The sequence below is a fragment of the Shewanella sp. SM95 genome (assembly GCF_025653595.1).
GTDB lineage: Bacteria > Pseudomonadota > Gammaproteobacteria > Enterobacterales > Shewanellaceae > Shewanella > Shewanella oncorhynchi.
In genome coordinates this window covers 291,209-304,953 of record NZ_JAKKSE010000003.1, presented here as the reverse complement: position 1 = coordinate 304,953, position 13,745 = coordinate 291,209, and the positions used below count along the sequence as shown (strand labels likewise).

Here is a 13,745-nt window from a genome sequence, read left to right as displayed (position 1 = left end):
GTAGCGGAAATGCTGATGATCTGATTAGCGAGCGATTCGTCGGCTGTCGTCCTAGCCATTTGCTCAGTAATAATTGCTGCAGTGTTTTGATCCATAGTCGCAGCAACACTTGCAATACTTTTCGCCAACGCCTCATCAGATGAAGCCCTTGCATATTGCTCAGACCACACGCCAGCAAGTACAACTGTAGTTCCCGCATTCCAGCTCATATCGCCAGCAAGAGGTGGGTTTACTTGCGCAAATATACCGTCAAGTCTGGATGCCTGAGATACTAGCTGATCATCAATAGTCTCAATTGATGTTTCAACATTATCAACTCGCACAGATAAAGCAGATACAGCTTCACCAATAGATGAGTACTCGCCTATTTTTGTCCAATAAGATGTATTTGTTGGTAATGTACCTGCAGGAATGGTCTGTTTTGCTGAATAAAGTTTCCCTTGGTACTTAACTAATTGCCCAGTTAGATAAGCAGTATTGCTATCCCAATCTGGCGCACCAGCAATATCAGCCATTTCTGCTTGAAGTTGATTTATCTTAGTTTCTGTTTGACTAAGCGTATCCTCTATATCCGGTATTTTATTAACTTCGACTTGGATCAGTTCAATCTGAGGGATGACAACTTCATTAAGCTGCCTATCAATGCTCGGAATTTTTTCGGTTTCAATTTTAATCAGGGGGATCAGTTCTATATCGCCAAGCAACTCCTGCCCTAGCGCTGATGATGTAATGCGTTCGCTGAAATACTCATCATATTTTGTTTGATCTGTCGATGACTGTCCGCTGACAAATCCTGACCATGGCCCCACGTTGCCGGTGCGATCGACTAATCGAGCCCTAAACCAAAAATTAGCGCCTGCACTTAGTCCCGTCATGGCGTGAGTAGCAATGGGGTAAGCAAAATCACCCAATTTAATCATGCCGCTTTCGCTGTTATTGGGCCCGTACTCAAGCTCGGTACGAAGCGTGTCTTCTGCACCTGCAGGGAACAACCAATTTAAGCCAATGCCAAACACTAGCGGCGTAGCAGTAAATGACGCGACTGCTGGCGGCAAGCCAGTTTTACCTGTGATATTGGTCAGCGCTGAAGCCTTTGGTACCGACGAAACATCAACTGAGTTAATGGCGCGAACTCGAGCAATATATTGCCCAGTGTAAACGCCGCGGATATCAACTGATGTGCTGCTAGTTTTTGGCAGTTTTATCCACTCGCCAGAGTCTTTGCGCCATTCCACTTCATAAGCAACTGCATTTTTTGCGGTCGCCCACTGAATCGTCATAGTGGTAACAGAGAGGGTTTGCTCGGTGAATACGGACTGTGAAATGGTGACAGTAGCCGGCGCTTCTTGTGCACCGATTGGCAGCTTGCTTATAGGGCGTTCTTCTAACCGTGCACCTGTATCGATATACGGATATTTGCTTGGGTTATGCTCAACTGCGGTGATCTCGTACTCTATGCTGTCGCTGTTGGCTTTAGCTACGCGCAGCACTCTAAATTGCTGCAGCTTTAGCTCGTCTGATTCAACCGACCATAGCAGTTGCGGCAGTGGGGTTTCACTGTATTCCGTTGTTACTGTTACCACACGGCCATTAACGGCCTCAATAGTACGCACCTGCGCTTTACCGCTGGGTAAGTTGATGATGAGTCGATCATTAACCGCAATTGTGGCCGCACGATCTAAAGTGATCTGCTTGCCGTTAACCGCCGAGATTCGACCTCCAATGCGGCTACCTGCAATCAATTGATCTGCTATGCCGATAACGAAGCCAGGTAATGGGATGCTGCCATCCATGCCCACTTTAAAATTGACGGCACGGTCATTGTTATTGGTATAAATAGCCCACTTGCCACGGCGTTGCGCTTCTGATTCACGGGTGCAACCTAAGGCCGATAATTCGATCACGTTGTCGCCATAGCGGCGCTGTAATGGTTGATCTGATACAGAGGTAACATCGGATTCATAAGCATTATCAGGGTTATCCCAGCTGATTAGTGCTCGAGTGTATTTCACCTTTTCGCTGCTGGATGAATAGCTAAACTTGCCGTCTATCACATTGCTATTGTTATAAATGAAATCCACATCGCGTGGCATGTCTGCCACTGAGTACATTTGGCCGTTTGACCAATATGTCATACCGCGATAAATAGAAGCCAAATCGCGCAATACCTGCCACGCTTCGGTGGCTTGCTGGATGTATATATTACAGATATAGCGAGGCTCCATGCCGCCTTTGCCATCAGGAACCAGCTGATCGCAATACTGAGCAATCTGGTAAAGCTCCCACTTATCCACCAGCGCAGCATTGATCCTGCGACCAGTGCCGAAACGGTCATCGAGGATGATGTCGTAACTCACCCAAGCAGGGTTATCGGTCCATGCAATTTTAAAGCTGCCATCCCACACTCCAGCATAATCACGCGTTAGCGGATTGTAGTTAGTGGGCACCTTTACTTTGCGCATAAAGGGCTCGCAGGATATCACTGGAATGTTTTGGAATTGGCTGGCGTCAAACTCGACATATAACAGTGCCGTGTTTGGGTACTTTAGCTTGCGGTCAATAACATCGGTGATCGCCGCGATTTGCATTAAATCAGCGACACGATTGTTGTTTTGATTTGGGGTAAGTCGGCGAATACGGATTTGCCAGCCGCTGCCAGTTGGCAAGTCAATGCGGTGGCTGCGCTCGTATGGTTGGGTAGTTTTGCCATCAACCGCTGTGCTTAACACGGTTTGATAGCTGCCGCCGTCAGTGGATAGATCAATGGCGTATGCAATGCGATAGCCGTTCACATCACCATTATCGAGCTGTTGTTGCAGTGCTGGCCAGCGAAAGCGCACACGAACAGCAGAGAGTAATGAGTTAGTAATGGCGCGGGTATAAGGCTGATCTGATTTTAACTCAATACCTAAGGCTACTTCATTTTCAACCGATGGAAGCCCGGGGATATAAGTTTGATGTGCAGTGCCTGGGCGAAAGTCCCAAATAACACCGGGGAAGTTTTCGGCGCCATTGGGATCCAATAGTGGCGTACCATCTAAAAAGACATTCTGGCCCGATAATTGGCCGTCAAACTCCCCTTCACCGATCGCCAATAAGATTTTAGCTTTAGCAATTGAGCGCAGATCATCAGGTGATTCGACTGGCGAACGCTGCTCACCTTCGCCCGCTTTAGCGCCATGAATAGTCAGTTGTTGATTTAATGCAGGAATACCCATGCTGATTATTGCTCCTGTTGACTGCCGCCGCCATTGCCACCATTAGTGCCACCCGATTGAATTGGGCGTTTACTGGTTGCAATATCTTCGGCATAAATGCCTGCACTAATAATGGCGCCACCAATGCGGCGCTTACCGTAACCAATGCCGACTGGGTTTCCAGCAGCTGTGGTATTCACCGCCCCACCAAAGGCATAACTTGGGGCGTTCTCTGCTGCTTCCCTGCCCTTCAGTCCTTTGGCTTGAGGTGAGAGCATTTGCACCACGCCACCAGCGACCATTCCAATACCCGCTTGCACTAGCCAGCCTTGGCCAAAATAAGCACCAACGACGATCATCACGGCCCCGAGAATCGTTTGCAGAATTCCGCCACGCTTACTGCCACTAATAACAGGGACAATACGAATTTCAGTCGTACCTGCTAAATCAAACTCATCGGTACCCGTATTATGTCCATTGCGAAAAATGGCATAGCGCAGCCCAAGCTTGGCCTGCTCTTTAATAAACAGATCAAATCCATGCAGGGTATTTTTTAAGGCGCTAAATGCTTCGTTTGTGGTCCCCGTTTCTAGTAAACGCTGGTGAATGCGTCCGAACTTAGAAGCCAAAGATCCTGATAGCTTTATCGTGGTAAGTTGATGTTTGATCATGTTGTCCAACTTATTAGAGGCAATAAAAAAGCCACCTAAAGGTGGCTTTTAATGAAGAATTTTTTCTGGATGTTTACTAGGAAAAGAACTAGTAGATCAGCGTTTATGTATTACAGTTTTTCTGCTTCTTGGTTAACACTTGTTCCTTCAAGATGTTTCTTTGCGGCGGCATTCTCTAATAGATCTTTCTCTGCATCAGTGAGGCTGTAAGAGATCATAATTGAGTCTTTCTCATGCTGTGAAACAAATAATATCTTTAAAGCGTTAATTTCCCATTGTGCCCAAAATGGCTTGTTTTCTGTGATAACTTCGAGTGGATCAACCGTTTTGATGGCATTACCATATTTTGAACGGAGTGCAACTAGAAGAAAGTCTTCAGTAGATTTGGCTTCTGCATGGGTTAATAAAGATTTCGACTTTATGATGACTTGGAAAAGTCCGTTTTTATCAAAAAATAGCACCGATTCAAAAGGTCTTTTTACTAACTCAATAGGCACTACAACTAATGCTTTTAATGATGTTTGACCTATTTTACGAAGCTCTGCTTCTGTAGATGGCTTCTCGTGTTGCGGGAATAACGCTAATACTTTTTCAACGCTATCACCGTACATGGCTCCTTTCCATAATTCTTGTGCGTTTAAAAAAAACGAACTAAGGCTCAATAAAATCAGAACAATCACTCTCATATTATATCCTTATCATACTAAAAATATTAACTTTACCACTATGACAACGACTCACTAAGCTGTAAAGTTTCTAGCCTAGCTATGCTGCATAACGCACAATCATCCTTGTATTGCGCTGCCAGTAACCGCCGTAAATATCGTAGCGGCTAAGGCGACCATAGAGGTGGTGCAGAATTTTACCGTCGCCGACATAAACAGCAGCATGATTTACTCGCTGACTTTGAATTTGCATTAAGATGCCGTCACCAATTTGCAGATCAGCAAGATTTATATTGGGTTGCGCCACAAATCCAGCTTTAGCAAAGTTATCGAGGTAAAGCTCTTGCTCACCTTCCCACCATCCGTCTTGCCGCTCAAAGTCTGGCAATAAAATGCTTTGAACATCGTGGTACCAGTCGCGAACACAGCTATAGCAATCCCATACCCCATGCACAAACGGACGACCTAACAAAGGTTGACGTTCACCCGTTGGCACCATAGAGCGTAAATCCCCATCAGGCCAACTGAGAATATGCCAAGGTAGTCCACTTGCTTCACACATGGCGATATCACGCTGGCTAGGCTTGCTACTCGCATCTGGGTGGCTGTGACAGATACCGATGATCTGCCCTTGCTCCTCAATATCAGCATATTGCAGTGGATCAATCACAAACTCATCTGCTTTGTTAGTTGCTTTGTTATCGCATGGCACATAACAATGCTTGCTACCTTGCTGGATGATCAGTCCACAGCATTCATTGGGGTAGCAGTTGGCAGCATGCTGAGTAAAAGCATGCAAGATAGTTGGGTGCATAGGGACCTGCTTAGGTTGTGTTAGACCATTTTGCCGACGGCGGGGAAATGCTTGATCAATGTTTGATGGATGCTTGATTGCTAGCGCTTGTTTAACTCATTTTGGGGCTTAACGCATAGCCGATCACTTAACGCATAGACTTAACGTATAAGCCTAACGCTGGGGAATCCGCCGTGGGGTAATTCTTCATTTTCGCCAAATCGTAAAGTGCAACCGGCTATCGTGCCCGAGCATTGATCTAGTGCGGGGTTATCAGTTGGCTCGTCATCTTCGGTAAACATGGCTTCACCTGTGTATCCACAATCAGCGCCGCGATATTCACCGCGTTGACACCATGAACAATAAGCAGTCATTTGTCGGCCGATTTTTTGGCCTGACAAGTCAGCAGGGTTTGATAGCTCAAACGTGACAGCGACATTATCTTCATTCACTTTTTTATCAACGTACCAAATCTCTACCGCCTCTTGCGTTGGATCCGCTTCGCTATTGCCTGCTGGGAAGTTGGCATCATCAAGGTATTTTGCGAGTGTTCGGCGAATTGTGACCTTTGCTTGTTCCATGTTCTGAAAATACAAGCACAGGGCGCTGATACTGCCATCGATGTTGGCAACGGTTAACGTTGGTGTGCTGGGTGAGCCATCAGAGTTAACTTCCACCCCTTCTAACTGCGCTGGCCATGCACTGTATTGCTCGCCTTGCCAATGGATGATGCGCGCGGGTAAATTTGGTTGATTAAGGTCTGCATCTGAGTACGGAATATTGTGGGCATGAAAGCGCAGGATATCGGCGCCAAAGTCGGTACCATCGATTTCGTAGAGAATAACCTCATTGCCCGGTTCGAGGGTTTGAATATCGGCACTAAGCATTAGAGGTACCAGAAATTGGATAACGCGCTTTAATCTCTAACACTTTATCGCGCCAAACCTGCTCACTGTTTGGCGTTTTATCATATTGCCATTCAATAAATAATGGGTCAGATTCCTTTATATAAGCTTCTTTTCTGCGCTCAATATTTTGTGATAATTCAAAGTCACGCTGGGAAAGCACTGAGTCGATCTGCTCTGCATTCATACCGAGCTGCTGCATAAAAGCAAGTGTGAAATCTGAGTGCACTTCACCTTCAAAAATGTATGTTGATTCCATTACCATTACCTCCTAAGCAAAATAAGCTGGACGAAAACCGAATCCAATATTTGAAAAAGAACTAGATCCGGACAGATATAACGCGGATAAACCAGCGGAACTACCAAAGCTCCAGTCACCTCCACGAGCAGGGTATCTATTTCCAAAATTTCTTACGGTCAATCTCCCAGCAAGTGTATTTTGTGATGCTGTCTCAAGCAACAACCTCCGCAGCAGTCCACTTGGCACATAGCTAGCCTCTTTTGTGAGCAACTTAAAGTCAATATTTGCAGCGTTGCCAGTATTACTATTATCTCCTACCGCCCCGAGTCGGTTTACAATTGAGGAATTTAATCTTGGAGCCCCTCCCGTAGTGGCTGTGGAGTCATAAAAAGCTGGGTGACTGACAAAGTTAGCCTCAAGTATTGACGGATTATTATCTAATGTAGTTTTAATCATCCCATCAACCAACACCATCTGATCCAGCCACTCAGCCACATTACCGCAAAGATCATGAATACCATGTACTGTATGGTCATGCGTCCACGTCGCAGGCCCCTTGCCTGTGTCTGTCCTGCCAACTCCAGCAGTATCGCCAGGCACTTCATTATCTGATCTTCGTGCAGTTTCAAGTAGTCTATCATGCGCGCGTCCATAGTTTGTGTTGCCACGCGGTAAAGTTCCGTTAGCTAATGACCATAGTGCAATAGCTGCCCATTCATGAACTGACATTAGGTGCCAGTTAGAGCCTTTACCAGTGCATCTCGCCTTAGCTTGATCATAATTAACTGAGGTTAATGGCTGCACTCCACCGACAACTGTGCAGGTGGAGCCGCCTGCGCTAGCAAGATATTTAGCAACGAGGATTTCCCCCCTTGGCACTCCATTAGTTAAGAATGCAGTAGGTGTGCCGGTGCCAAGCTGTAAATCTGGAAGTCCTAAGTCTTGATAGTTAAAGCGCGGAATAACAACCATCACGTTTGGATTGCCTTGGGCATCGTAAATGACTGTATTACGTCCACCGGATAAGGCTTCAACTTCTTGGCGGCGTGGGTCTTTTATTAGAATTTGCAGCCCTGCTTTGTCGAGCACTTGATTGTCGTTGGCGGTACCAACAGTACGACTTGCGGCATTCTCAGCTTGTGAAAAATTAGCATTAACCTTTTCAAATGCGTTTCTGGCTGCATCGCCACCAACACCACTGGGTGCAGTGCCTAAATTAATTGTTGCTATAGTCATAGATAATTCCAGCAGATTTATTAAGGATGAAATGATTGTTCAAAAGTGGCGGTGATGCGGTACATGCCGCCACCTAACGGGGTGTTTGTTTGTTGAGTAACTTTCCACAGTGAGGCGGTACCGAGGGGTGGCGTCCACTCAAAAGCCTTAAAGCCTTGGTGATCATCAAGGAATGCGGCGATCGCTTCAGCCATGGCTTTATTTTTAGTAAACGTCAGTGGCCAGCTTTGGACCTTACTGTTGATACCATCACCAACTGCCTGACTATAACCATCGCCAAACTTTGCGGTGCGAGTGCGATACTGGGTATCGCCCGTGGCACCATTGTCGGGTGCCCAAGTGAATGTCTGCGGCATTAGCGATAACCTCCAGCCATAGTGCGGCCAATTTGTCCGTTAGGCTTTAAATCATTAGCGAGTAATTGCCGATATTTTTGCTCGACAAACTTACCCAGCTCGCTGCCGAACTGACTTAAGGCAGGTGTATCGGCTTTGGTTGTGGCATTGCCACTTTGATCTATGTTGACCTCAACATGCACCACGCCAGCGCCAGCCGTTGCCGAGGCTGGCACGCCGTTATAGGCCGAGCCGCCAACTATGCCGCCATTGGCGTAGCCTTTATTGCCTTTGCGCATGGCTTCCACTGTGGCCACGCCGCCAGCGGCTGCTACATCACGCTGCGACCAAACGACCTCGCCCTTGTGGACAATGCCTGCAGGCTCGTATTTACCGCCAAATCCAGTAAAGCCGCCGGATGAGAACCCGCTATCACCGACAGCACCACCTTCAGAGAATCCACCAAAAATACTGCTCGCCATACCTGCGATGGCTTTTTGCATGGCAATTTTGGCAATATCCGCAATGATGGATTTAGCGAGCCCGGCAAAGTCAGCCTTACCCGTCATCACAAAATCGGTAAGCGCGTCTGTCATGCCGCCAAAAGCCCCATCCATGAGGGTTTTAGTTTGGCCTGCCATGTCAGCCGCGGCATCAATGTAGTTTTGCATTGATGAACGGGCACCGTTAGTCCAATCAGCTTGTTTGGCGTCGAGCGCTAAATAGTATTCATCCTGAACGGCCAAGCGTGCTGAAAGGTTATCTTTCAACATAGCAAGTTGTTGTTGATACTCTTCATCAGTCGTTCGGCCTGCGAGGTTATCTGATAGCGCTTTACCCTGAGCGCGCTCGATATCGCGCTCAATGCCTTGGCGATCACCTAGGCGCTGCTGTGCTTTGTCACCAAGGCCAAAACTGGCAAGTTTATCGGCGTTGCGCTGTTGTTCTGCAGCAAGGTTAGCAGTGAGATTGGCGCTGTAGCTTTGTGTTCGCAGGGCTTGATCGCGCAATTTTATTTGCTCTGCCAGTGCGACATTCATTTGGTTTTCGGCGCGGAGTTGGTCTTCTTTTGCTAGATAACTTTTTTGTTCAGCGGTAAGGATCTCTTTGTTTTTGATATCGGCGATTTGCTGCTCAAATTGCAATAGTTCTTTTTGTGCTTGCGTTAACTTAGTGCTGCTATCTAGCTGACCTTGCAAGCCTGCTTGGGTTTCGCGCAAACGCATGAGATACGTAGTGGCGGCATCGTCAGCAAAGGCTTTGGTGGTTTTGGCAGAGTCTTTAAACTTTTCTTCAATGGAGGCGAGTGTGCGTTTGATTACCTCAGGATTAAGTAGGGCGTTGTTTGGGTCGTCCTTGCGCAACTTGGCAAGTGCTTGATTATATTTTTCTATCTCTTTGGTGCGCTTTTGCTCATTGGTTAGGCTTTTTTCATTTTCAGCCGCCAAATACTTGATCTGCTCGATGCGCTCTTTTTCTAATTTATTAGACTCAGCCTGCTGTTCGGCAGCTTTCTTTCCGGCATTCATTTTTGCTTCAAACGCTTTACGGCTTAGCTCAAGAACCTTCAACTCAGCTTTATAAGCGTTAAGGTCTGTATATCCCTTTTCCCCAAGCCTTGATGTTTCAGCGTTTATTTGGGCTTTTTTTTCCTCTATCTGTTTGGTTACTTTAGCAAGTTCTTCATTTAGTGATGAGGGTCTGCCAACGTCGAGCATGGCGTCCCACGCCTCGGCGGATATCTCTTTTACCGCTTTCCATGACCTTTCGACATAGCCAAGGTTTGAAGTGATATCGCTAGTACGATCACCTATTGCGTCGCTATAAGCCTTAAATGCTAAGTTTGATGCCTCGGTGGTTTTACCCGCTTCTTTTAGTGCGACAATCTGCTCATAAACCGATGCGGTGAGGAAGTTGTATTTTTTGTTGAGTTCTTCAGCCGCTTTAACGGGATCGTCAGCTAGTTTGGCAAACTCGGCGACCGTATCGGCGACCGCTTTGCCGGTGACATTTTCCATTTGTACGGCTGCAAGGCCGACTAACTCAATTTGGCTGGCGGTAAACTTGCCAGTATTAGCAACCTCTGCCAGTGCAGCAGCGGCTTGGCGTTGGGTACCACTAATGGCATCAATACGCTTGGCTGACTCCATTAATTCGTCTGAAGTGGTACCTGCAGAATTGCCCGTTAGTATTAATGCATTACGTAGTCTATCTGCCTCTATGCTGCCTTGGTAATACGCCAGCGCCATTACGCCAGCTGCTGTGGCGCCCACAGTAAATGGATTAACCAGCCCAGCAATATAGCCGCCCATGGCTTTAGCTGCTGGGCCCACGCCGCCAAACATATCTTTTAACTGACCGCCTTGCTGCAAAAATACGGTCATGGGGTTTTGACCACCTTGGAGCGATACGGCGATATCGGTAAACTGAGCAGGTAAACCACGAGTTGCAAAGGCCATTTGTTTGGCTGACATGCCAGTTTTGTCGTACTCTGCACCCGTTTTGCCTAATTCGCTTCGCATAGTCGCTAAGCGTTTGGCATAAAGATCATATTCGCTGCCCGCTAAAGTTCCTGTCTCTCGATGCTTTTGGAGTTGTCGCTCCATTTTATCTAGCTTGGCGTACTCAGACACTAGTGGGTCAATCTGTCCCATTAGGCGAACTAGATCATTTTTTTGTTTTTGGGCTGCTCTAGCAACTTTATCCAATGACCGTTCGGCCGAGTCCATACCAGCACTGAAGCTGCCTGTTTCTGCAATCAAATTTAGCGTTAAATTGCTTAATGAACGATTTGCCATTGGATGATCCTATTGAATATTAGATTGGTTGGCCGTCCTTGGCCTTATTGCTACTAATTTGAATTACTTTTTGATGGCGCTGGCTTTTAGCATCATAAGCACATCATCAACGGTGGCTTCTTGCTGCGGCGCTTCATCCAACTGGCTGAACAACATGAAGTGTTCAAGATCGGCTTTGCCGCCGTGAATGATATTGAGGTGGTGCATTTGCGCGGCGGCAATGCGTTCTTGCCGCGCTTGAAGGCTTAAGGGGCCGAACTTTGCTCTGTAGGCGATCCAGTTGATGACTTCTCGATGCGTGAGGTTTTGCTGGGCTTCTTCGATGGTTCGTCCGCCAACGCCTGCGAGGACGAGTTCGTGCCAGAATTCGTCGTCGGCGGTAAGGCTTTTGGGTCAGGTTTAAGTCCAATGCCGTTGACTTCGTTAATCGCGCCAATTAAGGCGTAACCTAATGAGTCACAGATAGGGCCATGGGCCTCATTACCAAGAATATCGTCAATTTCAAAAAGGGGTTTACCCTCGTGATCAACCACACTTGACACAATGCGCGAGGTTAGCCAGTCAACGCCGAGATTATAGTTACGGGCTTCGGCTTGTGCGGTGGCAAATGACTCTTTCCGGATAAAGACCGTGGCTTTATGAATGTCACCATTAGGTTTTTTCCACGAAATTTCGCGACGTTCTGGCTTTGCGGGCGCATAAGATCCCGACTGAATAAGGCTAGCAACACTTAATTCCATGATTGTTCCTTTAGGATTAAGTTAATACGGTTAAGCAAAAGCCCACTGATTAAGTGGGCTTCATTTAGGTTAATCACGCTTGCCTATGATTAAGGCGTTACGGCGGCAGGCACTAGAATAGGATCGCCTGATACCTGAATGCCGATAGTGGACTTAACAACATCGTTTTGTGCAAACGTAAATGGATAGGCCGTCATGAAACCTTCGAAGGTGATCCAAGTACGGGTTGTGGGTAAGGTGAATTCTTTAGTGGTGACAGTTGGCGGAGTGCCAACAGCATCACTAAAACCAATCGCCCACTTAATAGTTGTACCTGCGGTTTTAATTTGGTGCAGGCGTAGGTGGCTTGGAATTCTTGGGTCGATGTTGATACCAAACGTGGCCGCGCCAGGTGATTTCAAACCTGCTACAAACTCACGGGCCATGGCTTCTAATGGCGTGGTTTCGATTGGATCAACTGGGCTGTCAATGCCATCAATACTGGTCACCGCGATGACGCCTAAAATGGAATCATCTGCCGGATCGATTGCATAGAGCTGGGTGCCCTGCGTTTTCATACTCATGTGTGTGCTCCTAACAATAGCCTTGCGGCAGATACAAAAAAGCCCCTGCGGTTGCAGAGGCTTTGGGTTTTATGAAATGGTTTTAGTGGGCTAGCGTGTGACTATCCAATCTATGTCAAAGCTGTGACGATAATTGCCTGTTTCTTTGTCGCGACTGTCACCGTTGTAATTAGTGGTATGCGCCTCTAATTCAGTGGCGAAGCGAATTGCATCACCCACTGCATTAGCCGAATTGCCTGAATCGGCATATACATCCACTTGCAGGGCAAAGGTGTCGGTATCGGGTCGGCCTGAGATATAGTTTTCTGGGCTACCACCGATCACCTGCCAAACCGCATAGGGCTTGGCTACGTTTTGCGGCGCTTGGCCAAAGGGATAAAGCCGTGTGGGATTGGTACCCAGTAAGTCAGTTACTGCCGTGCTTGCTCGACACACAACAAAAATGGGCGCCATACTCATTCTGAAAGTGCCTTATCGAGTTCTTTATCAAATTCAACCGTAAAACGGCCGATCACTTGATTGATGTTATTGGCCAGTGCCGGACGCATAAATGGCTGTGCTTGGGCGTGTTCGGTACCGAACTCGACTAAATGCCAATGTGGGGTATTGCCGCGCGCACCTTCGTCGGCGTTCGGTGTAGGAATACGTCCCCGATTGGTGGCAATACCCACTCGATACATGATCACACCTTCGCTTTTAAATAGCCGGCTAGCAAACTGCAGTGTGACGTTATCGCGAATGCGCCTACCTGTTTTGGGGTCGTCCACATTGAGCGAATTTTCTTGAGCCGCTTTTTTGACTATGCCAGCGGCTTTACGCAGCGCGTTACGAGTCCCCGTATCAAGCACGGTTTGGCTAACCTTGTTCATTTTGGCTTTAACTTCTTTTAAGCCAATGAGACTGAAATCGAATTTTGCGGACATCTTAAAGCCCTTGATTAACGCCATCTTTGCAGCGTAATCGCCACTCTTGACGCCCTGTTATGTCGGTTTCTACCGATTGGATATCGTAGGTTCTGCCATCCCATAAAATGCGGCATTGGTATAAGAGGCTTAAATCAATGGGGAACCAACGAAAATTAATTCTTGCGCTGGTTTCAGCTTGTTTGGCATCTGCTGCATAAAACTCGCGACCAGCCCCTGTCAATACTTCTGCGGCGAGCTTATCGAGGGATTTTACCCCTAGCATGAGGGTTTGCCATTCAATGAGATCACCACCTGATTGGGGATCCTGAGTTATTATCGGTTGTTGGATATGCACCCGATGACGTAAACGATGCGCTAGCATTATATGCCCCAACCTATTCGATATGGCGTTAATTTTATTTCTGCTGCTTTGCGCAGTTTTTCCGCATCTTCTGGTGTTGCTTGATAGTTTGCTTGCAGTAAAATCATTACGCCCATAGTGATACTTGCTGGCAGTTCTGCAGTCGTCTCATCAAGCTGAATAGTAAGGGATTCCCTTCCCATAAATTGACAGGCTTCATCCTCGGCGGCATTGAGCAATAATTGCAGCTTGGCATCATCCTCATCATGGATAACGTCAAGAAATTGCTTGGCTTGCTCTAGGGTAATGGTGCTCACTGAGGACTCCTGAGTAAC

General features: G+C 47.1%; 16 protein-coding genes. All 16 read right to left on the bottom strand.

What is annotated here, in order from left to right; all coding sequences use genetic code 11:
* Window positions 1-3,218 (bottom strand): host specificity protein J (locus L5M29_RS06810; protein WP_263166952.1); only part of this gene is annotated, 3,218 nt, incomplete at its 3' end.
* A 5-nt stretch (window positions 3,219-3,223) separates the two neighbouring features.
* Window positions 3,224-3,868, bottom strand: coding sequence for a tail assembly protein (locus tag L5M29_RS06805; protein WP_263166950.1), 645 nt, complete (start codon window positions 3,866-3,868; stop codon window positions 3,224-3,226).
* Between the two features lie 110 nt (window positions 3,869-3,978).
* A complete protein-coding gene (locus L5M29_RS06800) occupies window positions 3,979-4,554 on the bottom strand; it encodes a hypothetical protein (RefSeq protein WP_263166948.1) in 576 nt (191 codons plus the stop codon).
* A gap of 79 nt (window positions 4,555-4,633) precedes the next feature.
* A complete protein-coding gene (locus tag L5M29_RS06795; protein ID WP_263166946.1) occupies window positions 4,634-5,347 on the bottom strand; it encodes a C40 family peptidase in 714 nt (237 codons plus the stop codon).
* Window positions 5,348-5,487: 140 nt separating this feature from the next.
* Window positions 5,488-6,213 (bottom strand): phage minor tail protein L, encoded by a 726-nt coding sequence (locus tag L5M29_RS06790; RefSeq protein WP_263166944.1) that lies wholly within the window; start codon window positions 6,211-6,213, stop codon window positions 5,488-5,490.
* A complete protein-coding gene (locus tag L5M29_RS06785; protein ID WP_411569035.1) occupies window positions 6,206-6,490 on the bottom strand; it encodes a hypothetical protein in 285 nt (94 codons plus the stop codon). Before L5M29_RS06785 ends, L5M29_RS06790 begins: the two co-directional genes overlap by 8 nt.
* Window positions 6,491-6,502: 12 nt before the next feature.
* A complete protein-coding gene (locus L5M29_RS06780; RefSeq protein ID WP_263166938.1) occupies window positions 6,503-7,708 on the bottom strand; it encodes an SUMF1/EgtB/PvdO family nonheme iron enzyme in 1,206 nt (401 codons plus the stop codon).
* A gap of 20 nt (window positions 7,709-7,728) precedes the next feature.
* Window positions 7,729-8,064 carry a phage tail protein gene (locus L5M29_RS06775; RefSeq protein WP_263166936.1) on the bottom strand — a complete coding sequence of 112 codons (336 nt, stop codon included), beginning with the start codon at window positions 8,062-8,064 and terminating at the stop codon, window positions 7,729-7,731.
* Window positions 8,064-10,841 carry a phage tail tape measure protein gene (locus L5M29_RS06770; RefSeq protein ID WP_263166935.1) on the bottom strand — a complete coding sequence of 926 codons (2,778 nt, stop codon included), beginning with the start codon at window positions 10,839-10,841 and terminating at the stop codon, window positions 8,064-8,066. Before L5M29_RS06770 ends, L5M29_RS06775 begins: the two co-directional genes overlap by 1 nt.
* 63 nt (window positions 10,842-10,904) lie before the next feature.
* Window positions 10,905-11,048, bottom strand: a complete 144-nt coding sequence (locus L5M29_RS06765) for a hypothetical protein (RefSeq protein WP_087486469.1) — start codon at window positions 11,046-11,048, stop codon at window positions 10,905-10,907.
* Between the two features lie 38 nt (window positions 11,049-11,086).
* A complete protein-coding gene (locus L5M29_RS06760) occupies window positions 11,087-11,581 on the bottom strand; it encodes a phage tail assembly chaperone family protein, TAC (RefSeq protein WP_263166931.1) in 495 nt (164 codons plus the stop codon).
* Between the two features lie 89 nt (window positions 11,582-11,670).
* On the bottom strand, window positions 11,671-12,144 hold the full coding sequence (locus L5M29_RS06755) for a phage tail tube protein (protein WP_168823852.1): 474 nt from the start codon (window positions 12,142-12,144) through the stop codon (window positions 11,671-11,673).
* 90 nt (window positions 12,145-12,234) lie between these two features.
* Complete coding sequence (locus L5M29_RS06750) at window positions 12,235-12,603, bottom strand: DUF3168 domain-containing protein (protein ID WP_115334914.1); 369 nt, start codon at window positions 12,601-12,603, stop codon at window positions 12,235-12,237.
* On the bottom strand, window positions 12,600-13,067 hold the full coding sequence (locus L5M29_RS06745; RefSeq protein WP_263166929.1) for an HK97-gp10 family putative phage morphogenesis protein: 468 nt from the start codon (window positions 13,065-13,067) through the stop codon (window positions 12,600-12,602). Before L5M29_RS06745 ends, L5M29_RS06750 begins: the two co-directional genes overlap by 4 nt.
* Before the next feature lies 1 nt (window position 13,068).
* On the bottom strand, window positions 13,069-13,431 hold the full coding sequence (locus L5M29_RS06740) for a phage head closure protein (RefSeq protein ID WP_263166926.1): 363 nt from the start codon (window positions 13,429-13,431) through the stop codon (window positions 13,069-13,071).
* Window positions 13,431-13,727, bottom strand: coding sequence for a head-tail connector protein (locus L5M29_RS06735; protein WP_263166922.1), 297 nt, complete (start codon window positions 13,725-13,727; stop codon window positions 13,431-13,433). The genes L5M29_RS06740 and L5M29_RS06735 overlap by 1 nt, the downstream gene beginning before the upstream one ends.
* Window positions 13,728-13,745 lie beyond the last annotated feature (18 nt).

Coding starts and splice junctions, on each gene's coding strand:
- L5M29_RS06805 (WP_263166950.1), bottom strand. CDS start 3,868: ATGATCAAACATCAACTTACCACGATAAAGCTATCAGGATCTTTGGCT.
- L5M29_RS06800 (WP_263166948.1), bottom strand. CDS start 4,554: ATGAGAGTGATTGTTCTGATTTTATTGAGCCTTAGTTCGTTTTTTTTA.
- L5M29_RS06795 (WP_263166946.1), bottom strand. CDS start 5,347: ATGCACCCAACTATCTTGCATGCTTTTACTCAGCATGCTGCCAACTGC.
- L5M29_RS06790 (WP_263166944.1), bottom strand. CDS start 6,213: ATGCTTAGTGCCGATATTCAAACCCTCGAACCGGGCAATGAGGTTATT.
- L5M29_RS06785 (WP_411569035.1), bottom strand. CDS start 6,490: ATGGAATCAACATACATTTTTGAAGGTGAAGTGCACTCAGATTTCACA.
- L5M29_RS06780 (WP_263166938.1), bottom strand. CDS start 7,708: ATGACTATAGCAACAATTAATTTAGGCACTGCACCCAGTGGTGTTGGT.
- L5M29_RS06775 (WP_263166936.1), bottom strand. CDS start 8,064: ATGCCGCAGACATTCACTTGGGCACCCGACAATGGTGCCACGGGCGAT.
- L5M29_RS06770 (WP_263166935.1), bottom strand. CDS start 10,841: ATGGCAAATCGTTCATTAAGCAATTTAACGCTAAATTTGATTGCAGAA.
- L5M29_RS06765 (WP_087486469.1), bottom strand. CDS start 11,048: ATGCACCACCTCAATATCATTCACGGCGGCAAAGCCGATCTTGAACAC.
- L5M29_RS06760 (WP_263166931.1), bottom strand. CDS start 11,581: ATGGAATTAAGTGTTGCTAGCCTTATTCAGTCGGGATCTTATGCGCCC.
- L5M29_RS06755 (WP_168823852.1), bottom strand. CDS start 12,144: ATGAGTATGAAAACGCAGGGCACCCAGCTCTATGCAATCGATCCGGCA.
- L5M29_RS06750 (WP_115334914.1), bottom strand. CDS start 12,603: ATGAGTATGGCGCCCATTTTTGTTGTGTGTCGAGCAAGCACGGCAGTA.
- L5M29_RS06745 (WP_263166929.1), bottom strand. CDS start 13,067: ATGTCCGCAAAATTCGATTTCAGTCTCATTGGCTTAAAAGAAGTTAAA.
- L5M29_RS06740 (WP_263166926.1), bottom strand. CDS start 13,431: ATGCTAGCGCATCGTTTACGTCATCGGGTGCATATCCAACAACCGATA.